A 24,302-nucleotide genomic window follows, 5' to 3' on the forward strand; every position below is an offset into this window, starting at 1 on the left:
AAGCCGCTAAAAATAATCGGAGGGTGCTGCAAACTTATGTGACTTATGACACACTTCCAAACAGCGGTTTTACGCGAACGAGCTCAGTTCTTTTTCCGCTGCCGGTCTCAAAAAAAAGCTCGCCCGGATACCCGAACGAGCTGCTGTTCAAACTCTTCACACGGTCAATCGTCCGTCATGTGCGGTGTGCGCACACAACGGACGGGTTGATCATTTCAATCCAGGTCGTCGGGGTGCACCCGGCGACGCCGGCGCAACGGCTCCCGCGAACGAGTCTCGGCAGTCCGCCCTTCGCGAAGCAAGTCTCCGAGCTTGCGGAGAGGTGTCTCAACCATCCGGTCTCGAATGCCGGCCATCATGCGGTCGGCCATCCGGTCAGCCATTCGACGCCCCTCGTCGAGATCGATGTCGAACAGATCAATGTCCAACAAATCCTCGCGGTACTGGCGCTTGCGGCGCTGACGCTCGGCGTCAGCCCACGCCTGCTTCTCTTCTTCGTTCGGGCCTTCAAGCCATGCTTGTCGGCGCTTCTTCTCGCGCTCGGCCCACGCTGCAACGTCAGCGTCGGATACCGACCACGGTTCGTGTTCGCTAAAGGTATCGTTCTCGGAACGCCGGGTCTCCGTCGAAGCCTTGCTCATGAACAATCTCCAATATGGATAGGCAAAAGATATCATGTCCTAGAAACTTGTCCATCCGCCCCCGTCGCGCGGGCGCGGATCGAATTCGTGTTGGCGCGTTGCTTGAGCCGCTTCTGTGGCTTGGGTCACACTTCCACGGAAGGTTTTGTGCCGATTGAAGCAGCCTATCGCACGCGCCCGAGACTGCGCTGAGTCACCTCCTGTCCGATCACGTTAGATTGCTCGATCGCAGCAAGCTTGCGTCCCTGACGGAGCGCCAAAAGCATGAAAATAAAGGCACAGAAAAGCAGCGTTCCGGGAATGAAGTATGGCCCGACTCCGAGTGCAGTATTGAGGCTCGCGAAAGCATCCTCCCTGAACCCGAGCGAGGCAATCGTGCCGATCAGGGCAGTCCAGATGCCATATTGCAACAAGCGAGCCTGCAACATGCGGAGCGAGACCTCGATCGAACGGCCGGATGTCAGCAACTTGCGGACATTGGCTATGATCTCCCTGGCTTCTCCCCACGTCTCGGTCACGCTGCCCATCAGCTCCCGCTGCCTGAATATTTCGCCAACATCGATCCTGGCGGCGCGCACCATAAAGCGTGCTTCGTCCTGCAGCGGATCGCAGTTGGGCGAGAGCTCGAAGACGATTGCGTCCCGCGTGAGCAAAGCCCGCAAGTACAGCGAGACCGTAGCGGGAATGAAAAGGCCGTGCTGTCGTACGACTGACATCATGCGAACCACGACATGCCTGGCGGCGAGCCAGGTCACGCTTCCGACCGGGCTGCGGAAGCCGTCCAGATAGTCCTCGAGCACGATGGACATGTCCCGGCGAAATCCGGAGAGGTCCTTGTTCGGCGCGGCTTCGATCCATCGCAACAGCTCGTCGATTGCGTCGTCGAATTGCTCTCGAAGTGTGTATTGTATGAAAAATCGAAATGAATCCTGATGCTCCTCGGTGAACCGCCCGACGACGGCAAAGTCGACATAGGCTATTCGATTGTCGGGCAGAACCAGGATACCGGCGGGGCTCAGGTCTGAATGGAAAAGCCCGTCCCGATAAATCTGGTTGAGCGTGCTCCAGTAAATGCGTCGGGCGATGAGCCGCAGGTCGTAGCCCTGGCCTTCAAGTTTATCGAGGTATTTCCGGTCGTCGTGCTGGATTGCGTTCAGGATTTGCTGCACGGGTATCCCGTCGACGAACTCCCAGGTCAAAATACGTTTGGCGGTATATTCCTTTCGAACCGTGAAACGGAATTCGGCGTCATCGTCCTTGGACAATTCCGACATGACCGTCGCATTGCGCGCTGCGTCCGCGAGATCGAGCTCCGAAAACAGGGCGTGCTCGAACTCCCTGACATAGGCGGCAACTGAATTGGTTCCGAAAGCGCCTGCCCAATCCAGTGGCGCGGCGAGCCAGTGCATCAAGCGGATATCGATATCGTATTTTTTCCTTATGGCCGGATTTTGTACCTTCACGGCGAGCCGCTTGCCGCCGCGAGATGTCGCAAGGTGAATCTGTCCGCTTGACGTGACTGCAAAGGGGGTGCGTTCGAACGTCGCAAAGATCTCGTCGGGAGAACGACCCAGGTCTTCAGTGACGATTTGATGAATCGCCTGATCGTCTTCTGCCGCGACTTCGTTGGTGATTTGCAGGAATTCCTGGCAGTAGTCTGCCGGCAACAGGTCAAAGCGAAGCGCCAGAGCCTGACCGAGCTTGACGAAGGTAAGATCGAGTTTTTCAAACACGATGCGCAGGGCGCGGCCGGATTTCTGCGGGCTCGACCGAAACGGCAATGCGACAGGGAGTTGATGCCGTGCCAGCAAAAGCAGCAGTTGAAACAGACGCGCTATGGTCCTGAATATATCGAGCATCCGCTCCACCGCGTTATCCGCACAAGCAGCCGTTGCGCAACTCCGAGGCGGGCCATCGCTGTCGCAATCCTAGGTTCCGCTGCATGTGCGTGCAAGCCGATTGTGGTCCGTTTGCGCGAGACGTTCTCGGCCGAACTGTGATGCGCGGTGACGCGATCCTCGCTCGCGTGTGCCCGGACTGCCCGTCGGAGCCGGGCCCGAGGCTGTACAAATCCGGTAGCGCCGTGCTAATTATTGGCTTTAGAAAATATTGTTGGTCGTGATCCGGCCGTGATGAGTGATTAGCCATTGATCGATAGCATTGGCCACGTGTTCTTGGGCGCGCGCCGTCTTTGCCAAATTATCTCGGCTGCCTCGCGTTTTTATATCATCCCCAAGCTCTGGCCGGCAAAAATAGCGGTTCCGCCCGAAGTGCGTTTGCGCCTCTTCCTGGAGGATTTAGGGGGCGCGTGGATGAAGATTGGACAGGCGCTCGCGCTGCGGTTCGATCTATTGCCGAATGAATATTGCGCCGAACTGCTGAAGCTTCTCAACCAGACGCCGACCGTTCCGTACGAGGCGATCCGGCAGGTCATTCTCCGCGAATTCGGGTCGTTTCCCGAGCAACTGTTTGCGTCGTTCGATCCTGTGCCGCACGCAACGGCTTCGATCGCCCAGGTCCACATTGCGACTGCGCACGATGGCGAAAAGCTCGCGGTCAAGGTGCAGAGGCCTCGCGTCCAGGAACAATTCGAAGCCGACTTCCGCATTTTTCATATGATATCCTACCTCGTCGGCCTCATGGATGCGTTGGGAGGGAGCGCGCTTCGCTCCTTCACGGAGGAGTTCGAAAGATGGAGCCGCGAGGAATTGGATTTCACCACCGAGGCAAAGAACGCCTTCCGGATACAGGTGCGATCCAGGCACGACCCGCTTCAGGTCTGTGCGGAAGTCCGCTTTGAGTTCTGCACGAGGCGCGTTCTGGCAACCAAAATGCTGGCAGGCGTCTCGTTGCTGGAGGTTGGCAACGCAGCGCGAACGAAGGATCCAGAAGCTCTGCGTGCTCTGAATCTGCAGCCCGAAGATCTCAAAACGATCGCGCGAAATTATTTCTGGTCGATCTACAACCAGATCTTCCGCGATGGAATCTTTCATGCGGATCCTCACCCGGCCAACGTCTTCGTGCTCCGCGGACACAGGATCGGATTTGTGGATTTCGGCGCGACCGGCCGGCTGTCAAAGAGTTTTCGATCCTCGCTCTCGAAGATCTTCATCCATTTGTATCGGAGGAACATCGAGCAGGCAGTCGTGGAGAATTTCAAGCTCCTCGTTCCATCGGAAGATACCGACCTGCGTCAGGCGCGGGAGGAGTTTTTCATTGCGTATCAGATGTATCGACTTGCGCTGGATATCGGGGGGGCGGATATCCGGCGGCTCACCACCGAATTGCTGATGGGCACCATGACGATTGCGCGGCGCCACAAGATCCTGATGCCGCAAGAGCTGAGCATCTATTACAAGACGATCATGACGGTCGATGCGGTCGTTTCCGAACTGGCGCCCGAATATGATTGGCTTTCCGATCTGCCCGAATTCTTTACGCGAGGTCTTGTTTCCGACCTCAGGGAAGGAATCCATCGCTGGCCGGAAGTCGTGCTGGCGACCAAGCATCGTACGGGCCGTTTGTTGACTGATGCAGCCAGCCTCACCGCATCGTTCCAGTTCTTCAATCCAACCTTGAAGAGCATGCAAACGCGGGCCGTGCTTTACGGAATCTGGGCCGTTGCCTTTTGCGTGGCGGCCTACCTGGCGGCGAAGGGCGATATGTCGCTGCTGAACGACATCGTGGGCGTGAGCAGCCGCTGGATCGTTTTTGGCTTCATGGGAGCTGCAATCGTTTCCCTGCTTCTGATGCAACGGCAAATCCGCGGCATCCGGAAAGTCAAAACGTGACCTGGAGCACGGAGCTTTGGGTCCGTGCCGTGTTCGAGTGAAGTCCATGGTGACAAGCATGACGACTCAAATCCTCAACACTCCCGATCCGGACATCGACCACGGCGCGGACGCCGCCATCCCGCGTCTTTACAATTTTGCCGAAGATGTTCTGGCTCGGAATCTGAAGGCGGGGCGCGGCAGCAAGGCCGCCTATATCGACGCGCGTGGGACCTGGAGCTACGCCCAGCTTGCGGAGCGGGTCGCCCGGTTCGGCAATCTGTTGCGCGGCCTTGGCGTTCAGCGCGAGCAACGCATTTTGATCTGCTTGACCGACACGATCGACACGCCGACGTCCTTTCTTGGCGCCGTCAAGGCGGGCGTGGTCGCGATTCCCGTCAATACGCTGCTGAGCGAGGCGGAGTATCGGGTCATAGTGGAGGATAGCCGCGCGCGCCTCCTGATCGTCTCGGAGGAACTCTATCCGCTTTTCGCAAATCTGATTGATGCGTCTCCTGACCTCGAGCACGTCCTGGTATCGGGCCATCAGGGTTTCGGGCACGCGCTGTTCGAGGAAGCCCTGCAGGCGGCTCCCACGGCCGACTATACCGCACCGACCCTCAACGACGAGATCTGCTTCTGGCTTTACACGTCGGGCTCGACCGGAACGCCGAAGGCTGCGGTGCATGTTCACGCGACCCTGGGCTTCACTGCCGCATGTTACGGCGCCCGGGTCCTCTGTCTCACCGAGGATGACGTCGTCCATTCGGTATCGAAGATGTTTTTCGCTTATGGCCTGGGCAATTCGATGGTTCACCCGCTTTCCGTCGGTGCGACGACGGTGCTGGCGTCGGAGCGTCCAACCCCCAACTCGGTGGCGAACCTCCTGCGAACGCATGGCGTGACCGTGCTCTTCTCAGTGCCAACGTTTTATACCGCGTTCCTTGCGGCGAATCCCGTGGCACGTGACGTCCTGAGGCTTCGGTGTTGCCTGTCCGCGGGCGAAGCGCTTCCGGTCAGTATCGGGCAGTCTTGGCGAGAACGCTTTGCTGTCGATATCTTCGATGGCCTAGGGTCCACGGAGATGGTCAGCACGTTCCTGACCAATCGCCCAGGCGCAATGCGCCCCGGCACCAGCGGCAAACCCGTGCCGGGTTTCGCGCTCCGTCTCGTCGACGAGGCCGGCGCTGTCGTCGCGCAGGGTGAGATGGGCGAGCTGCAGGTCCGGGGGCCGACCACCGCGATCATGTATTGGAACGACCGCGAGCGATCCCGCTCGACTTTCCTGGGCGAGTGGCTTCGTTCCGGTGACAAATACATGCAGGACGAGGACGGCTACTACGTATATTGCGGGCGTCGCGACGACATGATGAAAGTCGGCGGCATTTACGTCTCGCCATTCGAGGTCGAGGGCGCGCTGCTGAACCATCCCGACGTGCTCGAAGCGGCGGTCGCAGCATGGCCCGATGAAGATGGTTTGATCAGGCCCAAGGCATTTGTCGTTCTCAAGCCATCTGGCAAGCCGAACGAAGCAATGGCGCTGGCGCTGCGGGAGCATTGCCGCAAGCAGCTCGCGACCTTCAAATATCCCCGCTGGATCGAATTCCGCACAGAGTTGCCGAAGACGGCAACCGGCAAGATCAGGCGTTTCAAGCTGCGCGAGGAAGCAACGCGAGACGACCGCGCAGGTTCGTCCGCAACTGATGGGACCGAGGTCGTTGATGAAGTTGGCGCAACATCGGATCAGGGTGTTGCCTAGAGCCAGCTCGTCAGGCGAGAGCCCGCAGGATGGTCGCGCGCACGCGATCGATGGCGTTGTTGATGAAGAAGTGATTTCCCGCGACCGTCTCGGTGAAAAACGGCCCGCTCGTCTCCCTTTCCCAGCCGGCCATTGCTGATGGAGTGCAGAGACGATCCTGCTCGCCGGCCATTGCGTAGATGGGACAAGCAAGTGGCGTTTCGGGCGCGTACTGGTACGTTTCGAACATCTGCATGTCTGCCTTGATGATCGGCAGGAGCATCTCCATGAGATCGGGCTCAGCGAGAACGGCAGGAGCGATCCCGCCAGGATACCGATCCATCTGCTTCTCGATGAATTCGGCATCAGGAAGCGTGTGGAGTTGAGGGCGACCCGGCTTCGCCGCCGGCGCTTCCGCTGCGGCCACGATCAGGGCGCGCGGCTGCTCGAGTCTGGTATCGCGCGCCAGGATGCGTGCCGCTTCGAAGGCAATAAGCCCGCCGAGGCTATAGCCGAACAGGACATAGGGCTTAGGCGCCAGCCGCGCGATTTCACCAGCCAGGTTCCGCGATGCGTCGCTCACTTTGGTCAGCAAGGGCTCCCGCCGACGATCCCAGCGCCCCGGCAATTGAACCGCGCCAAGTTCGACGTTCTCGGGCATGCTGCGCGACAGCATGTGATAAATTTGCGCGCTCCCACCGGCATAGGGAACACATAAAACACGTGTCTGCGCATCGGGGCGGTTCGGACGAAATTCGATCCAGGGACTATGCATTGGCGCAATATCGAAAGAGGAGATATGATCTTGCAATTAAGACTCCTCACGCGCGTGTCGGTCAACTCGAAACCTTTTGAAGTAGGCCGCGGAATAGTCGTGGAATAATTTGTTGCCCTGGAGAGACGCAGATGGATTCTCATTCAACGGACGAGGAAGTGCGCACGCTGCGTCGGCTGCTCGCCCTGCGTGAGGCGCAATTAGCCGAAGCTATGAATGAAATCGAACGCCTTAGGGGCCAGTTCGTCCCCAAGGCGAATGAGCAGAACGCGTCAGCTTGCTCCGGCTAGATCCAACCCGCAGAACACCGTCCATATGGGAACCATGCGGCGGCGCTGCGCATTGACACGAATTGGAAGCAATCGAAAAAGGCTTCGTTGTGGTCGTCGCCCACAAGCCGCCGCGGATCGCCAAAGCGAACGGCATCGATATCTGCTACGAGATGTTCGGTGAACCCAGCGCCGAGCCCCTGGTGCTGATCATGGGGCTTGCCGGCCAGATGGTTCAATGGGACGACGGCTTTTGCGAGCAACTTGCCGCCCGTGGATTTTGCGTCATCCGCTTCGACAATCGCGATATCGGACAATCTTCCAGGCTCTCTGGCGCTGGCCGCCTGACGTGGTGGGAAATGCTGAAGATGCGTTTCCTGAATATCGCGCCCGAAGCGTCGTATACGCTGCGCGACATGGCCGAGGATACGATCGCGCTCATGGACGTGCTCGGAATCCGTTCGGCGCACATCGTCGGTGCTTCCATGGGCGGCATGATCGCCCAGGAAATCGCGATTGATTTTCCCGAACGCGTGCGCTCGCTGGTCTCGATCATGTCCACCACGGGCGATCCCGATCTGCCGCAGCCGAGCGACGAGGCCGTCGCCTTGCTGACGGAGCCGCAGCCGAAGAGCCGCGACAAATTCATCGCGCGCTTCGAGCGCAATTCGAAGGTGCTCCGGGTGGGCCGGTTTCCCGAAGATGAAGCCCTCGACCGCTCCCGTGCCGAACGCGTCTTTGATCGCGGGCTCAATCCACCCGGCGTCGGACGGCAAATTCGTGCGGTCCTTGCATCGGGAAGCCGCAAGGAAAGATTAGCCACGGTGATAGCGCCCACACTGGTGATTCACGGCACGGCCGATCCTCTGGTTGATCCGAAAGCGGGTGAGGAGACAGCTGCGTCCATTCCCGGCGCCAAGCTGATGATCGTTCAAGGCATGGGCCACGCGATCCCCATACCGATGTGGGCAGAGATCATCGATGCCATCGACAAGCATGCGCACGAGGCAAGCGCCAGGGCGGCTTGAATTGTTCGTTCGATCTCGTGCGCATGTCACAGGAAAAGGCTGCATTCGCTACGGCGAATAGACGGCCTGGGTAGGGAGATCAGCCTGATCTTGATCGCGCCCATCGATGCTCTTGATCAGCGAAAAGCCCAGACTGTTGCAAACGAAACCTGCATCCGATCTTCGAATCATGTCGGTGGTTACGGACGATTCGGCGGCTCCGAGTTCTGCAATGAAGCGCTTGCGCGCCAACCCCGCCAGGATTCCGTCATCTCGCGGCGGCGTGACCCAGCGGCCATCGACCCTGAAGAAGATGTTGCCAACGGTTGCGCACGCGACATGCCCTTTGGTGTTGAGCATGATCGCATCGTCAGCGCCGCGGTCGATGGCCTCTCTCCGGGCCAGAATATTGTCGCCATAGCCCAAGGACTTGATCCTCGAGAGCGGAGAGCGCTCGTTCCGGCATGTCGAGCGGCAGACGACGAAGGCCTGGGGAGGCATGACGACACTTGGCGCAACGGTCAAAACGCAGGTCGGTTGCTGTTGAGCAGCGTCCTTCGGCCAAAGCCCTCTTGCCGCGGCCCCTCTCGTCACCGTCAGCCGGAGTGCACTCTGGGCCTCGCTGGCTACGCCCGCCAGCAAGCGATCGGCCGCATCGAAAATGCGGTCCTCACTGAAGGGGATCGCCAGACCAATCTCGGCGGCCCCGGCCTTCAACCGCGCGAAATGCTCGGCCAGCCAGAATGGCCTTGAACCGACGGCCTTGATTGTCTCGAAAAGGCCGTCCGCCAGCGTGAAGCCGCGATCTGCGACAGATACGCGGGCATCACTCTGGTCGACAAGGCTTCCATTCAGCCAGACCACGCTCATCGGAACATCCCGCACACCATCAGTTCGGAGCTCCCGCCGAGCTGCCTGCTTCGTCCGCACCGACAAGCTCGTATCGGTCCGGACTAAATCCGCCGGTGAGCGCCGTGACGACGGATTTGATCGAGGCCGCCGCCTTCAGGAGCATTTCGTCGAACTCTCCCTCCGGCGTCGAGGCCGCCACGACGCCGCCTCCAACGCCCATCGATAGGCGCCCTTTGCTGGCAACGATCGTTCGTATCACAATGCTCAGATCGACCGCGCCATCATTGCCCAGCCAGCCCAACGAGCCCGAGTAGACCCCTCTCGCCCGTCCTTCCAGTTCGTCGATGAACCGCAGGGTCCGGGTCTTCGGCGCGCCCGTCATCGAGCCGCCCGGGAATGCATTCCGGATCAACTCCACCGAGCCGGCCGATGGTGCGAGCGTCCCCGTCACGGTACTGACCAGCTGATGAACCGTGCGGTAGGATTCAACATCCCACAGCTTCGGCACGCGAACGCTACCGGGGCTGCAGCTGCGCGACAGATCGTTTCGCAGCAGATCGACGATCATGACGTTTTCTGCGCGATCCTTCTCGCTCGTTCTCAATTGCTCCGCGAGTTGATCGTCCTTGGCCGGATCCTGGTCGCGCTTGATCGTGCCCTTGATCGGCTTCGTCTCGACCTTCCCGTTGATGTCGATCGAGAGGAAGCGCTCAGGCGATGCGCTCAGGACGGCGCCTTCAGGCCACTTGATGAAGGCGGCATGAGGAGCAGGATTGACCTTCCTCATGGTTCGATAGAGCGTCAAAGGGTCCACGTCGGAGTTGCAATGCAACTCGTTCGTCAGGCAGACCTGATAGGTCTCGCCTTGCTGTATCAGATCGAGGCAGCGGCGGATGTCGGAGAGATACGTCTCCTTGTCCCGGTCCAGGTAAAACTTGACCGGCTCGTTTGGTATGTTCTGAACCTCGGGTATCACCGAGGGCGCCATCCGTTCGATCGCCGCGATGGTGTGATCGATCCACTTTCTCGCCCGCTCCGCGTTGGATGGCTCGTCGATGGCAAGAACATAAGTTTTCTTGTCGACATGATCGACGGCGATGAAGCGGTCCGAATAGATGAACATCGCGTCTGGCGTCGCTGCGCGCCGATCTGTCGGCGAACCGCAGTCGTTCCGAAGCTCGTAGCCGAACCATCCGACATAGCCGCCGACGAACGGACAGGGCGGAGCTGGCTCGGGGCGGCTGGGTTCTATCCGCGCGAGGTACTCGAAAATTCCAGTGCGCTTGGTATGGGTGCCGGCACGGTCGGATATTTCGAGGCGCTGATCCGCGCATCGATACTGGAGGCAGGCCGCGTTCGGACCCGACGCGTCACCCGCATAGGACCAGCGAGCTCGGCCTTGTTCGACGAGACTGCTGTCGAGCCAATAGGCATGTGGGGAATCGGAGAACAGCGACGTGAACGCGTCCTCCATGTTGATCTCACGCGGAAGTTCCTTCCAGAATGTTCGCTTGCGGGAAGCTTCCAGCTCTTTCCTGTGAGCAGAGCCATTCAGTTTATGTGCGCAACCGTTCAATGATTTGCCGTGCCCGTTCAATCGACGTTCTGACGGAGCGATCATCGAGCAGAAATTTTCCAGCAGTTTTCGCCCATGCTCGGTGATGATGGACTCGGGGTGGAACTGAACACCCCATTGCGGCCGCTCGCGATGGGCGAGCCCCATGATCAAGCCGTCCTCCGTCCAGGCCGTTGCCTCCAGGCACGAAGGCAGCGGTCGCTGTGCGATCAGCGAATGATAGCGAGCTGCCTTGAAGGGAGATTTGATCCCTTTGAAGAGCCCGGTGTCGTTGTGATGAACGAGAGACGTTCGTCCGTGCATCGGCGCGGGCGCTCGAATCACCCGGCCGCCGGACAGCGCGGCGATGCCTTGATGACCGAGACACACACCAAGCAGTGGGACCTCGGCTTCTTCGATGGCATCCCGGCAGAGGCCGAAATCATCGGGGTGATCTGGCCGCCCGGGACCTGGCGAGATCACAATTCCATCGAATTGCTCGCCCTTCAGCTCGTCCCACGAAATCTCGTCGTTCTTCACGACGAGCGGCGGCTCTTGGCAAATCTCGGCAAGGAGATGGACGAGATTATAGGTGAACGAGTCGTAGTTATCGATGACCACCAATCGCATGCTGCACCAGACCATGAAATGTGTTCACATGAAAAATCAAAGCTCGCGATATCGAGAGTGTTCTCATCGTAGCCGAATGTGCTGACCGTCGATGTGACATACGTCTCACTGCCGGGACGGCGTCAGTGCGTGTGCCCTACAGCGTCGTTGTGGTCGAACAAGTGCACGTCCTCTCTTGGGCGATCGAAGCAGCCCATTGAAACACGCGATATGCGTGCGCCTCTGCGCGCACCAAGCACGTAAGGAGTGAGGCTCAAGACCATCTGCATCTGCACGTTACTCTAAAGGCCGCTTGAAAGCACCTTCGCTGAATGCGCGTTTTGCCGGCAGAGAGTGGCCAATAAGGCGTCATCGCTTGTGCTCAAAAGCTGTGACGCGACGATGATCATCGCGGCGCAGGGCGCAACGATCCTAAGTCATTAGTCATTCATACTGGCGGCAAGGTTCAATATTCGGCGTTGACGTGCGATCAAGCTGCCCTGGGATTGGAAGGCACGGTCACTGCGGTTGCGATGAGACCGTGTGCAACTATGAAACGGCCGCGCAACGCGACGAGCGGCAGCTCACCGTCGGTCCGGGTTCCATCGATGAGCAGGGCTGCAGCGAAAGAGCCCATCGGATCGATCGTCAGTCGTGCATCTTCGAAGCCGAGCCAGCGTCCAGTCAGAGGGTACCAGGCCTTGTAGACCGACTCCTTCGCGCTGAACAAAAGCCGACCCCAATGAATCGCCGGAAATGTGCGCGATAATGCGGCAAGCATCTCGGGCTCTCGCGCGACGGTAATGGTTTCCTCGACCCCGTCGGGCATCCGCTCGTTCCGCTCGGTATCGATGCCGATGCTCGCAAGCACGTCCTGGGAGGCGACCGCGGCAGCCCGGAATCCGGTGGTATGCGTGATGCTGCCGACCACGCCCACGGGCCATAGCGGCTCGCGTTTCGGGCCCGCTCGGATTGGAACCGGTGCGTGCCCAAGCTTGGCGAGCGCATCGCGGGCGCAGCGTCGTGCTGTAATGAACTCACGGCGACGGGTTTCGACGGCGTTCGCAACGAGAGACTCTTCTCCCGGGAAACATTGCTCCCCTGCCACATCCTCGAAAGTCTCGACCACCACGACGCCGTCGGGCAACAGCTGTTCGATCATGCCGGCAGCACCTTCCTTGGCGTTGGCGGTTTGCTGCGCCTGCTCCACTCACGGGGGTAGCCGATCGAGACCTCCTCAAACCGGACGCCATCATAATAGGCCGTCCGCGGGATATGCAGATGACCGTAGACGACCACGCTGGCACGAAAGCGGAGATGCCAGTCGGCGGTCCGGGTCGTCCCGCACCATTGCGCGAACTCGGGAAAGCGCAGCGCCTGCGTCGGCTGGCGGATGAGCGGCCAGTGCCCGACGAGGATCGTCTTCACGTCGGGCCCCAGGGCGAGCAACCGGCGTTCGGTGTCTTCCAGCCGCGCGCTACACCACGATTCCCGGTCCGGATAGGGAGATGGATGCAGCAGCACCTCGTCGGCGCAGACCACCCCGGTCTCGTGCGCGTAGTCCAGCGACTCCTTTTTTGTTGTCGTCCCGGGGGCGAGCCAGGAATGGTCATAGAGCAGGAACATCGGCACGATTGTTACAGGGCCGCTGGGGTCCGGCCAGACCGCATACTCGTCCTCTGGCGTCAGAATGTCGTTGTACCGGCACATCTGAACCAAAGCGTCATAACGGGCCACGCCGCGTAGCTGGACGGGGTCGTCGCGCAGGGTCCACAAATCGTGGTTTCCGGGCGTCCAAATGACTTTCGCATACCGGCTTCGCAACAGCGAAAGCGTTGTCTCGATCTTGCTGAACGTATCGTCCACGTCACCGGCGACGACCAACCAGTCGTCAGGCGATTCCGGACGCATTTCGTCGATGATGCGCTTGTTCTCCGAGAATGAGCCGTGAAGATCACTGGTCGCAAACAGGGATCCTGGCACCTCGTCTCCTCTCGGCATTGCCTGTCGCGCTGGCTCGAACCAATGTCGCCCAGTCTGGACGCTGAGAACAAGTACAATTAGACTGGCAATCCATTAAAGAGAAAATCCATCCTGGCGGAATTTCGGTGCCGAAAAGATCTTGAGATGACGACCGCCATGGAAGTGGGAAAAAGTTCGGACTGAAGCAGGAATTGTTGTAGCTTTGGCCGCAAGCATTGACGTGCGGAGGGTAAGATTGCGGTTCCATCAACTGGCCACCCCAAGCTCGACGCTATCTGTGTGGGCCTCGTCACATTCGCATTCTCGGCGCCGTGTTAGCTTGCCTCTGATGCCGGCAAACTCCGCCTGCTTGTAAGATTGTTGACGCCCATGTGCGCCTTGTGACCCAGTTGGGACGGTGCTTGGTTTTCAATTTTGCAAGACCGATCGCTGACAAGCGCATCATCCGTTCGGCTGAGCAACTCGAGCAACATTTATTTTAGTGTCTCTTCGAAGCTTGCAGCTGATGTGAAGGAGGAGCCGCCGGGACGACATTGAAAGTCCAGCACTGCGTGCCAAAGGGCCACGCTTGGTGGCCAGCGATTTCTGGATACCAGTATGAGTTGTAGCTTACTTGTTTTTGACGTGATTGGTCGCCATGCAGCATCTCAGCTCAACGTATGACCTGTTAACCGGTTCGGCGTTGATCAGTTACCGACTGTCGCTGTCGGAGCACCCCTGGTCGGCGCATCACAAGGTGTTCGATCGCGTCACCCTGGCGGGGACCGGGTTGTTGGAACAGGCTCTGGCGGCGGGACTCGCCGTCGGGAGTCCGCGGGTTCTGGAGCTGACGCTGGCCGCTCCGCTGATGATTTCGACCGCGAACGGATCGCGGGTGAAGATTCAGGTGCAGGCCGCCGATGCGCAGGGGCATCGTATCTTTTCTCTTCATGGTCTGGATGAATCATCCGCGGGATCAAGCGGCGGCATCCTTCATGCGACCGGCGTGCTGGCGGCGACCGAGGAAGGAGCCCAGGACGAATCCGTTGTGCCGCATCCGGAGGCGTGGCCGCCCGAGGGAACGACACAGCTCGACATTTCGAATCTCTACGCGCGACTGACTGCGCAGGGACTCGATTGCGGGCCGGCATTGCAGGGACTGACCGGAGTCTGGCGCCACGGCGAAACGATCTATGCGGAAGTGGCCCTGCCCGCTGGAACGACGTCCGGCGGTGGTGAGCACGGCATTCACCCCACGCTTTTTGACGCTGCCTTGCATGTACTCGCTGCGGAAGGTTTTGCCGTGGCCGAAGGCGGCGCGCCGCTTCCATCCTCGTGGTCAGATGTGACGCTGCACACATATTGTGCCGGCGCCTTGAGGGTACGTCTTGATCTCTGCAGTTCTGAAAGCTCGGAGCAGAGATCGGCCTCGATGATGTCGTGGGATGAGAAAGGGCAGCCCGTCGCAACGGTCGGACGTGTGACACTCCGTCGGGCTGCGAACGAGCCAGTGCTCGATTGTCACGTCGAAGAGGCACCGCCTCCTGCGCCTCTGGAGGTGCGGGAAAGCTCGGAGCGTCCTCGCACAGTTGCGCGAGGCCCGGTCGTGTCGGTCTTGCGCCGTCGCTTGACCGCGGTGCCCGAGAACGAACGCCTCGGAAATCTTGTGGCTTTGGTGCAGGAGAGCATTGCGTCGATTCTGGCGTTGCCCGGTGCCTCGTCTGTGCCCGCGGATGCTCCGCTGAAGGGGCTTGGACTGGACTCGCTGATGTCGGTCGAGCTGCGCAACCGCCTGTCTGTGCAGGTGGGATTGAAGCTGCCGACCACGCTGGCGTTCGACTACCCGACTGCGGAGGCGATTGCGGCGGAGCTTTTGCGCCAGATCTTCCCGGAGCTCGATGTAACCTCTGGAAATGCTCCCACGCGGTCGCGGGGCAAGGACGAGCCGATCGCGATCGTCGCAATGTCGTGCCGCACACCCGGCGGCGTCGGAGATTCGGACGCCTACTGGACTCTGCTCGCAGAGGAACGGGACGTGATCGGGCCGTTCCCGGCGCGCTGGGATAGGTATGCACTCTACGATCCGGATCCGGAAGCGCTGGGCAAGAGCTACGCACGTGAAGGCGGCTTCCTGCAGGACGTCGATCATTTCGATGCCGGCTTTTTTGGAATCGCGCCACGCGAAGCGGTGTCGATGGACCCGCAACAGCGACTGGTGCTCGAGGTCGTGTGGGAGGCGCTGGAGAAGGCCGGGCTTCAACCCGACGCGCTGAATGAATCCAGCACCGGCGTCTATCTCGGCGCGATGCGGAGCGATTACAGGCAAAGCGGTATCTCGCTCGAGTCGATGGACGGCTACGCCGAGACCGGCCAGGCCAGCTCTGTGCTCTCCGGGCGTGTGTCGTATGCGTTGGGTCTGCAAGGCCCGGCGATGACGGTGGACACGGCTTGTTCTTCGTCGCTGTCCGCGCTGCATCTGGCCTGTGCGGCCCTGCGTCAGGGCGAGTGCGATCTCGCGCTGGCAGGCGGCGTACAGGTGATGAGCACGCCTTCGGTGTTCGTGGAGTTCAGCCGGTTGCGTGCCGTCGCGCCCGACGGTCGCAGCAAGAGTTTTGCTGACGGCGCTGATGGCGCGGGCTGGAGCGAAGGCTGCGGCGTGCTGGTCTTGAAGCGCCAGTCGGACGCGGAGCGTGACGGCGACGAGATCTTGGCGTTGATCCGCGGTTCCGCCGTGAACCAGGACGGTCGCAGCCAGGGTCTGACGGCGCCGAACGGTCCGAGCCAGCAGCGCGTCATCCGCGCGGCGCTCTCCGCCAGCGGCGTCAGCGCCGACGACATTGACGTGGTCGAAGCACACGGTACCGGAACCAGCCTCGGTGATCCCATCGAAGCGGGTGCGCTCGCCGCAGTGTTCGGTCCGACGCGCCGTGAAGATCGCCCGCTGTGGCTGGGCTCGTCGAAGTCAAATCTTGGGCATACGCAGGCAGCCGCCGGTGTTCTCGGCGTGATGAAGATGGTGCTGGCGCTCCGGCATGAGGTGCTGCCGAAGACGTTGCATGCGGATCATCCGAGCAGCCAGATCGAGTGGGAGGGGAGCGGACTGTCGCTGCTGCAGCAGGCGCGCGCATGGCCGCGCGATGTGGCCCATGTCCGTCGTGCCGGTGTGTCCTCGTTCGGTATCAGCGGGACCAACGCGCATGTGGTGATCGAGGAAGCGCCGGCGCGTTCGAAGATTGTTGGTGCAACTGATACGTCCTCGCTCCCGATCCCATTGCTGGTATCCGGCCGCGACGAGGCCGCGCTGCGTGCGCAGGCCGGCCGTTATAGCGAATGGCTGACGCAGCATCCGGACGTCGACTTCCATTCCGTGGTCGCGACGGCGGCGTTGCACCGGACGCAGTTTGGATCGCGGGCGTCAGTGTCGACACGCAATGCGTCGGAAGCCGTGGAAGCGCTGACTGCGCTGGCCGAAGGCCGCTCCCATGCATCAGTGTCGATTGCCGAGGCGCACGATCGCGGTCGCGTCGTGTTCGTGTTCCCAGGACAGGGCAGCCAGTGGCCATCGATGGGCCGAGCCCTGCTGGCGGAATCGGCTGTATTTGCGCAGACGATCGCTGCCTGTGAGGTGGCGCTGTCGAAGTACACGGATTGGTCGCTGACTTCGGTGCTTCGCGGCGATGAGAGCATTGAAGCCGCACTGCTGGAACGGGTGGACGTGATCCAGCCGGCGCTGTTTGCAATGAATGTCGGTTTGGCAGCCGTGTGGCGCAGCCTCGGACTGGAACCATCAGCAGTGGTCGGTCACAGCCAGGGCGAGATCGCAGCCGCAGTTGTTGCCGGCATTCTCTCGCTCGAGGATGGCGCACGCGTCGTGGCGCTGCGCAGCCAGCTGTTGCGCCGCCTGACCGGGCATGGCGCGATGGCGGTGACGGAGCTTGCGGCCTCGGTCGTGGAAGAGCGGCTGAAGTCAGCAGAGTGGTCCGGACTGTCGGTGGCGGTGGTGAACACGCCGGGCTCGACGGTGGTCTCCGGTCCGACCGAAGTGGTCGAGCGCTGGGTCAGCGACCTCGGCAACGAAGGCATCTTCTGCCGCCAGGTCAATGTCGACTACGCCTCGCACAGCGCGGAGATGGATCCGATCCTTCCGGAGCTGGAAGGTTTGCTCTCGGATCTCGCACCGCAGGCCGGTCAAGTCGCGATGATCTCGACGGTGACGGGAACACGCTGTGACGGCACGTCGCTGGATGGATCTTATTGGTGCCGGAACCTGCGTCAGACGGTGCGGCTGGATCAGGCGCTGGCCGAGCTGATCGGGAACGGACACGGCGTGTTCGTCGAAGCGAGCGCGCATCCGGTGCTGGCAATGCCGTTGTCGGCCGCGAGCGGCGAGCACGGTGTTGTCGTGGGATCGCTCCGTCGCGATGGCGGCGGAATGTCCGAACTTCTGCGTAGTCTTGGCGCGCTGCATGTTCATGGTGTCGCGGTCGATTGGTCGAAGGCGCTTGGCTCGCACACAAAGTTGCCTGTTGCGTCACTGCCGACCTATGCATTCCAGCGCCAGCGTTATTGGCTGGAGGCGGAGAAGCCGAGCGGCGACGCTGCGACGATGGGCCTGTCGGAGGCGTCGCATCCGCTCTTGGGAGCGGCGACGCCGCTGGCGGAGAGCGATGGCTTCCTGCTGACGGGCCGGCTGTCGCTGTCGGAAGCCGGCTGGCTCGGCGATCACGCGGTGTTCGGCACGGTCCTGTTGCCGGGTACGGGGCTGCTGGAGCTCGGCTTTGCCGCGACGCGTGCGGTCGGCTTGAGCAGTGTGTCGCACTTGACGTTGCTGTCGCCGCTGGTGCTGCCGGCGGAAGGCGGTGTGCGTCTGCAGGTTCAGGTGGATGCGCTCGAGGCCGGTGCGGCCAGCGGCGGTCGTGGCCTCAACATCTACAGCCGCGCGGAAGACGCCCCCGAAGGCGCGTCGTGGACGCTGCATGCGCAGGGCACACTGGGCGAGGCTACGGCAGAAGCAACAGAAGACAACAACGAACTCGCAGTCTGGCCGCCTATTGGTGGCGAGCCGATCGACCTGAGTGGTCATTATGCGCGGCTTGCGGCGCGGGGTTACGGCTACGGCCCGCTGTTCCAGGGCCTGGTCGAGGCCTGGCGCGTGGGCGATGCCGTCTACGGCCGCGCCGTGCTGGCGGACGCGCTGGGATCGTCCGCGGATAGTTACGGGCTGCATCCGGCACTGCTGGACAGCGCCCTGCATGTGCTGAGCTTCGACCGGATTGCCGGCGCCGATCTCAGCGAGGGCGCCGACGCGCCGCTGCTGCTGCCGTTCGAATGGTCCGAGGTCTCTCTCGCCGCCCAGGGTGCGCGTGAGCTGCGGGTCCGTGCCTCCGTGGAGCGCAGCGGCGAAGGCGAGGCGCTGGCGCATCTGCAGCTTGCGGATGGGCAGGGCCGTGTGGTCGCGCATGTCGGCGGCCTCCGCCTGAAGGAAGCGAGCGAAGCGCAGATCCGCGATGCCGCGCGGAGCGAAGCGCAGCATCTTTATCGGTTGGACTGGCGTGCGGTGACGCTCGGTAACGACGCCGGTGTTGATGCGGCGCCGCTGATCATCGGCGGCGACGGCGCGCTTGCTGCTCGTCTCAAGCTCGATCATGCCGTCGATGTGCCGGCGCTGGTAGCGCGCCTCGATGCAGGCGGACTTGTACCCTCACAGATCGTGTTCGATCATTTGTCTGAACAAGCCGGCAGCGTGCTAGCGGCAACGCATGCGACGGCCGAGCGTGGCCTTGCCGAGTTGCAGGCGCTCTTCGGCGAGGCGCGCCTGAACGAGACAGATGTGACGTGGCTGACACGGAACGCGGTCGCGACCGGTCCCGATGACGGCGTCAGCGGACTGACGCATGCGCCGTTGTGGGGCCTGGTGCGCAGTGCTCGGGCCGAGCATCCCGATCGCAGCTTGCGGCTCGTGGATCTGGACGTTGCAGCCCTGGATGCGGCATCGCTGGGCAAGCTGGTGTCGACGACCTCTGAGCCCGAGCTGGCCTTGCGCCATGGCGCCGTGCTGGCGCCACGGCTGATGCGCGCTGGCGCAGGTGTGAGTACGCTGTCGGTCCCAACCGCGCCGGACTACCGCGTCGTGGTCAGCGATCCCGGCCGCCTCGACGGCGTCAGCCTGGTGGCGGCGCATGAGCTGTCGGAGCCGCTGGCACCGGGTGAAGTCCGGGTCGCCGTGCGCGCGGCCGGCATGAACTTCCGCGATGTCCTGATCACGCTGGGCCAGATCGCCTCTCCCGGTATCGGCTTCGAGTTTGCCGGCGTGGTCGAGGCGGTCGGCAGCGACGTGACCTCGCTTGGCGTCGGCGACCGCGTGTTCGGATGCGGCCGCGGCTGCTTCGGCACCCGCGCGGTGACGCCGGCGGAGCAGCTTGCAAAAATCCCCGCGGGCATGTCGTTCACTGAGGCAGCGACGATCCCGCTGGCCTATCTGACGGCGCTCTATGCGCTGCAGGAGCTCGGCCAGATCAAGCCGGGTGATCGGGTCCTGGTGCATGCTGCCGCCGGCGGCGTCGGCATGGCGGCGGTGCAGCTGTGCCGCCACTTCGGTGCCGAGGTCTATGGCACGGCGAGCCCCGGCAAATGGCCGGTGCTGGAAGGAATCGGGCTCGACGGACGCCACATCGCCAACTCCCGCGACCTCAGCTTCGAGACCCAGTTCCGCATCACCACCAACGGCGAGGGCGTCGACATCGTCCTCAATGCGCTGACCGGCGAGTTCGTCGATGCCTCGCTGCGGCTGCTGCCGCGCGGCGGCCGCTTCCTGGAGATGGGGATTGCGGACGGGCGCGACGCCGATGCGATCGCCAGGAAGTATCCTGGCGTGAGCTACCATGCCTTCATCCTGCCGACGGATCGTATGCCGGCGCTCCTCACGCAGCTGATGGGCCTGTTCGCGGCCGGCGTGCTGCAGCCGCTGCCTTACGTGGCCTACGACGTCAGGCAGATGCCGGCGGCGCTGCGGCAGATGGCGCAGGGCCGCCACATCGGCAAGCAGGTGGTGCAGCTGCCGCGGCGTCTCGAACAGGATGGCACCGTGCTGATCACGGGTGGCGCCGGCGAGATCGGCAGCGCAGTCGCGCGGCATCTCGTGGCCCATCATGGTGTCCGTCACCTGCTGCTGACGTCGCGTCGCGGCATGGCGGCGCCGGGTGCCGCTGAGCTCATCGCCGAGCTGCAAGCACTGGGCGCGGAGACGGTCGCGCTCGTGAGCTGCGACGTCTCCAACCGTGATGCCGTCAGTAAAGTCCTCAACACCCTCGCGCCGGAACGCCCGCTGACCGGCGTGTTCCACCTGGCCGCGACGCTGGACGACGGCATCGTGCCGGCACTGACAGTGGAGCGGCTCGATCGCGTGCTGCAGCCCAAGCTCGATGGTGCCTGGCATCTGCACGAGCTGACGGCCGAGATGGATCTCGCGGCGTTCGTGCTGTTCTCGTCGGTGGCCGCCCTCGGCAGTCCGGGCCAGGCGAACTACGCCGCGGCAAACGTCTTCCTCGATGCGCTTGCGGCCGAGCGTCGGCATCGCGGCCTGGCCGGGCAGAGCCTGCTGTGGGGCCTGTGGGAGCAGCGCGGCGTCGGCATGACCGCGCATCTCGGCCGGGCCGAGCTGATGCGGATGCGCCGCCAGGGCGTGCAGGCGCTGTCGCTCGAGCTCGGGCTCAATCTGCTCGACGCGGCACAATCACAGCCCGAAGCGATGCTGGTGCCGATCCATCTGGATGTCGGCGCGATGCAGCGCCAGTTCGGTGACGACGTGCCGGCGCTGTATCGCGGCCTGGTGCGCAGCGGATTGCGGAAGGCTGCGGCTGCTGGAAGCGGCGACACCAATGCCTTGCGGGTGCGGCTTGCCGCGCTCGGCGGCGAGAGCGAGCGGCTACAGGCGCTGGTGGAGCTGGCCCAGGAAGAGATCGCGGCCGTGCTGGCCTTGCCGAGCGCCAACTCGGTGCCGGCGGACCAGCCGCTGAAGGAGCTCGGGCTGGACTCGCTGATGGCGGTCGAGCTGCGCAACCGCCTCTCGGGGCGGGTCGGAACCAAGCTGCCGACCACGCTGGCGTTCGATTATCCGACCGCACGGACAATGACACGGCTGCTGCTGGAGAAGCTCGAGCTCGCTCGTGCGCCGGCTCGACAGGAGAAGCGCGCGACGACGGCATCCGCATCGGCATCTGAGCCGATCGCGATCGTCGGCATGAGCTGCCGCACACCCGGCGGCCCTGCAAACCCCGAGAGCTACTGGTCACTGCTGGAGCGCGGTGGCGACGGCGTGGGTCCGCTGCCGGGTCGTTGGAGCCGCGATCTGCTCAAGCGCCTGGACGAGATCACGGGCGGGCTGTCGCAGGAAGGCGGCTTCATCGCCGGGGTCGAGGAGTTCGACGCATCGTTCTTCGGCATCTCGCCGCGCGAAGCCATCGAGATGGATCCGCAGCAGCGCCTGATCCTGGAAGCCTCATGGGAGGCGCTGGAGCGCGCGGGCCTGCAGCCGGACGGACTGAGCGAGAGCCGCACCGGCGTCTATCTCGGCTCGATGGCCGGCGACTACGGCACGCGCTCGCTCGAAGCGACCACGATGTGGACCTCGACAGGCACGCTGTCGAGCGTGCTGGCGGGGCGTGTCTCCTACGTGCTGGGCCTGGAAGGTCCGGCGATGACGATCGACACGGCGTGCTCGTCCTCGCTGACTGCCTTGCACCTGGCGTGCACGGCGCTGCGGCAAAGCGAGTGCGACCTGGCGCTGGCGGGCGGCGTGACCGTGATGTCGACACCCTCGACGTTTGTCGCTCTGGGTCCTGACAACGGCATGGCGCCGGATGGTCGCTGCAAGGCGTTCTCGGCGGGTGCCAATGGCGCCGGCTGGAGCGAAGGCTGCGGCGTGCTGGTGCTCAAGCGCCAGTCGGACGCGGAGCGCGACGGCGACGAGATCTTGGCGCTGATCCGCGGTTCTGCGGTGAACCAGGACGGCCGCAGCCAGGGCCTGACGGCGCCGAACGGTCCGAGCCAGCAGCGCGTGATCCGCGCGGCGCTCTCCGCCAGCGGCGTAACCCCCGACGACATCGACGTGGTCGAGGCGCACGGCACCGGGACCAACCTCGGCGATCCGATCGAGGCCGGCGCCTTGGCCGCCGTGTTCGGCCCGACGCGTCGCGAAGATCGTCCGCTGTGGCTGGGCTCGTCGAAGTCGAACCTCGGCCACACCCAGGCGGCGGCCGGTGTACTGGGCGTGATGAAGATGGTGCTGGCACTCCGGCACGAGGTGTTGCCGAAGACGCTGCATGCCGATGAGCCGAGCCACCAGATCGAGTGGGACGGCAGCGGCCTGTCGCTGCTGCAGGAAGCACGGGCGTGGCCGCGCGAAGCTTCGCATGTGCGTCGCGCCGGCGTGTCCTCGTTCGGCATCAGCGGAACCAATGCGCATGTGGTGATCGAGGAGGCGCCGGTACGCGCCACAGCCCGCAACGCAGATATAAAAAATATAGACGATGCATCATCGTCGACCATGATCCCGCTGCTGGTGTCCGGCCGTGACGAAGCCGCGCTGCGTGCGCAGGCCGGCCGTTATAGCGAATGGCTGTCGGAGCGTCCGGATGCCGACTTCCATTCCGTGATTGCGACGGCTGCATTGCATCGGACGCAGTTCGCTTCGCGTGCGGCAGTGTCCGTGCGTGATGTAGTGGAAGCCGTGGACGCACTGCGCTCGCTCGCTGAAGGTCGTCCGCATGCTTCGGTGTCGATCGGCGAAGCACGGGGCGAGGCCGGCAAGCTGGCGTTCCTGTTTACGGGTCAGGGCGCGCAGCAGCTCGGCATGGGCCGGGCGCTGATGGAGACGTGCGCCGCATTCCGCGCCACGTTCGAGGAGGCCTGCGGGTATTTTGACGAACTGCTGGACCTGCCGCTTCGCTCGGTGATGTTTGCGGACGAAGGCTCCGAGGCCGCGGCCAAGCTGAACGAGACGGCCTACGCGCAGCCCGCTCTGTTCGCGGTCGAGGTCGCGCTGTTCCGTCAGCTGGAGCAGTGGGGCATCGCGCCCGACATCCTGCTCGGACATTCGATTGGCGAACTCAGTGCCGCGCATGTCGCAGGCGTGTGGTCGCTGAAGGATGCCTGCCGTGTGGTCGCTGCCCGCGGACGGCTGATGCAGGCTCAGCCCGCCGGCGGCGCCATGGTGGCGATCGAGGCGGGCGAAGCCGAAGTGCTGCCGCTGCTTAACGATGGTGTCGAGATTGCCGGGCTGAACGGGCCGCGCTCGACGGTGGTCTCGGGCGATGAAGCCGCCGTGCTGGCACTGGCGGAAGCGTTCAAGGCCAAAGGCCGCAGGACCAGCCGCCTGCAGGTCAGCCACGCCTTCCACTCGGCGCGCATGGAGCCGATGCTGGAGGCATTCGGCGAGGAGTTGTCAAAGGTCATCTTCAACGCGCCGCGGCTGCCGATCGTCAGCAATTTGACGGGACGTCTCGCGACAAAGGAAGACCTCTGCAGCGCCGAGTATTGGGTGCGTCAGGTGCGCCAGGCCGTGCGCTTCCTCGACGGCGTGCATGTGCTGGAAGCCGAAGGCGTGCGGACAAGCCTGGAGCTTGGTCCTGATGGCATCCTGACCGGGCTTGCCGCGGGCTGCCTGTCCGAGGGATCGCCGATGCAGGTGATTGCTTCGCAGCGTCGCGGACGCGATGGCAGCGAGGCGCTGTTGGCTGCGCTCGGCGCGTTGCACGTGAACGGCGTTGCGATTGATTGGGCGAAGGCTCTCGGTCTGAACGCAAAGACACCTGTTGCCTCGCTTCCGACCTACGCATTCCAGCGTCAACGCTACTGGCTCGAGGCCGAGAAGCAAAGCGCGGACGCTTCGACCATGGGCCTGTCGGAGGCCGCGCATCCGCTGCTGGGAGCGGCGACGCCACTGGCGGAGAGTGACGGGTTCCTGCTGACGGGCCGGCTGTCGCTGTCGGAGGCGGGCTGGCTCGGCGACCACGCGGTGTTCGGTACGGTCTTGTTGCCGGGCACGGGACTGCTGGAGCTCGGCTTTGCCGCGACGCGTGCGGTCGGCTTGAGCAGTGTGTCGCACTTGACGTTGCTGTCGCCGCT

General features: G+C 62.7%; 12 protein-coding genes. 5 read left to right on the forward strand and 7 right to left on the reverse strand.

What is annotated here, in order from left to right:
* Positions 1-215 precede the first annotated feature (215 nt).
* Positions 216-641, reverse strand: a complete 426-nt coding sequence (locus JQ631_RS31825) for a hypothetical protein (protein ID WP_212333957.1) — start codon at positions 639-641, stop codon at positions 216-218.
* A 164-nt stretch (positions 642-805) separates the two neighbouring features.
* Entirely contained in the window at positions 806-2,500 is a 1,695-nt protein-coding gene (locus JQ631_RS31830; RefSeq protein ID WP_249161354.1) for an ABC1 kinase family protein, read from the reverse strand.
* A gap of 288 nt (positions 2,501-2,788) precedes the next feature.
* Between JQ631_RS31830 and JQ631_RS31835 the strand changes: the two genes are divergently transcribed.
* Both JQ631_RS31835 and JQ631_RS31840 read left to right on the forward strand, forming a co-directional pair.
* Positions 2,789-4,432 (forward strand): ABC1 kinase family protein, encoded by a 1,644-nt coding sequence (locus tag JQ631_RS31835; protein WP_212333964.1) that lies wholly within the window; start codon positions 2,789-2,791, stop codon positions 4,430-4,432.
* A gap of 58 nt (positions 4,433-4,490) precedes the next feature.
* Positions 4,491-6,170 carry a benzoate-CoA ligase family protein gene (locus JQ631_RS31840; protein WP_212333967.1) on the forward strand — a complete coding sequence of 560 codons (1,680 nt, stop codon included), beginning with the start codon at positions 4,491-4,493 and terminating at the stop codon, positions 6,168-6,170.
* 10 nt (positions 6,171-6,180) lie between these two features.
* Here the strand turns inward: JQ631_RS31840 and JQ631_RS31845 are convergent, their stop codons facing one another.
* On the reverse strand, positions 6,181-6,960 hold the full coding sequence (locus JQ631_RS31845; protein ID WP_212333970.1) for a thioesterase II family protein: 780 nt from the start codon (positions 6,958-6,960) through the stop codon (positions 6,181-6,183).
* A 95-nt stretch (positions 6,961-7,055) separates the two neighbouring features.
* On the opposite strand from JQ631_RS31845, the gene JQ631_RS31850 reads away from it, so the two are divergent.
* Both JQ631_RS31850 and JQ631_RS31855 read left to right on the forward strand, forming a co-directional pair.
* Positions 7,056-7,214: a hypothetical protein gene (locus JQ631_RS31850; RefSeq protein ID WP_212333973.1), complete on the forward strand. Its 159-nt coding sequence runs from the start codon at positions 7,056-7,058 to the stop codon at positions 7,212-7,214.
* 152 nt (positions 7,215-7,366) lie between these two features.
* Positions 7,367-8,221 (forward strand): alpha/beta fold hydrolase, encoded by an 855-nt coding sequence (locus tag JQ631_RS31855; RefSeq protein ID WP_212333989.1) that lies wholly within the window; start codon positions 7,367-7,369, stop codon positions 8,219-8,221.
* Between the two features lie 48 nt (positions 8,222-8,269).
* On the opposite strand, the gene JQ631_RS31860 is transcribed toward JQ631_RS31855, so the two are convergent.
* The 4 genes from JQ631_RS31860 to JQ631_RS31875 form a co-directional block, all read right to left on the reverse strand.
* On the reverse strand, positions 8,270-9,070 hold the full coding sequence (locus tag JQ631_RS31860) for an aminotransferase class IV (protein ID WP_212333976.1): 801 nt from the start codon (positions 9,068-9,070) through the stop codon (positions 8,270-8,272).
* 19 nt (positions 9,071-9,089) lie between these two features.
* Positions 9,090-11,237, reverse strand: a complete 2,148-nt coding sequence (pabB, locus tag JQ631_RS31865; protein ID WP_212333991.1) for an aminodeoxychorismate synthase component I — start codon at positions 11,235-11,237, stop codon at positions 9,090-9,092.
* A 469-nt stretch (positions 11,238-11,706) separates the two neighbouring features.
* A complete protein-coding gene (locus JQ631_RS31870; RefSeq protein ID WP_212333980.1) occupies positions 11,707-12,378 on the reverse strand; it encodes a 4'-phosphopantetheinyl transferase family protein in 672 nt (223 codons plus the stop codon).
* Positions 12,375-13,199, reverse strand: a complete 825-nt coding sequence (locus JQ631_RS31875; RefSeq protein WP_212333983.1) for a metallophosphoesterase family protein — start codon at positions 13,197-13,199, stop codon at positions 12,375-12,377. The genes JQ631_RS31870 and JQ631_RS31875 overlap by 4 nt, the downstream gene beginning before the upstream one ends.
* A gap of 637 nt (positions 13,200-13,836) precedes the next feature.
* Between JQ631_RS31875 and JQ631_RS31880 the strand changes: the two genes are divergently transcribed.
* The coding region (locus JQ631_RS31880; RefSeq protein ID WP_212333986.1) for a type I polyketide synthase at positions 13,837-24,302 on the forward strand (10,466 nt) is incomplete at its 3' end.

The sequence above is a fragment of the Bradyrhizobium manausense genome (assembly GCF_018131105.1).
GTDB classification, from domain to species: domain Bacteria; phylum Pseudomonadota; class Alphaproteobacteria; order Rhizobiales; family Xanthobacteraceae; genus Bradyrhizobium; species Bradyrhizobium manausense_B.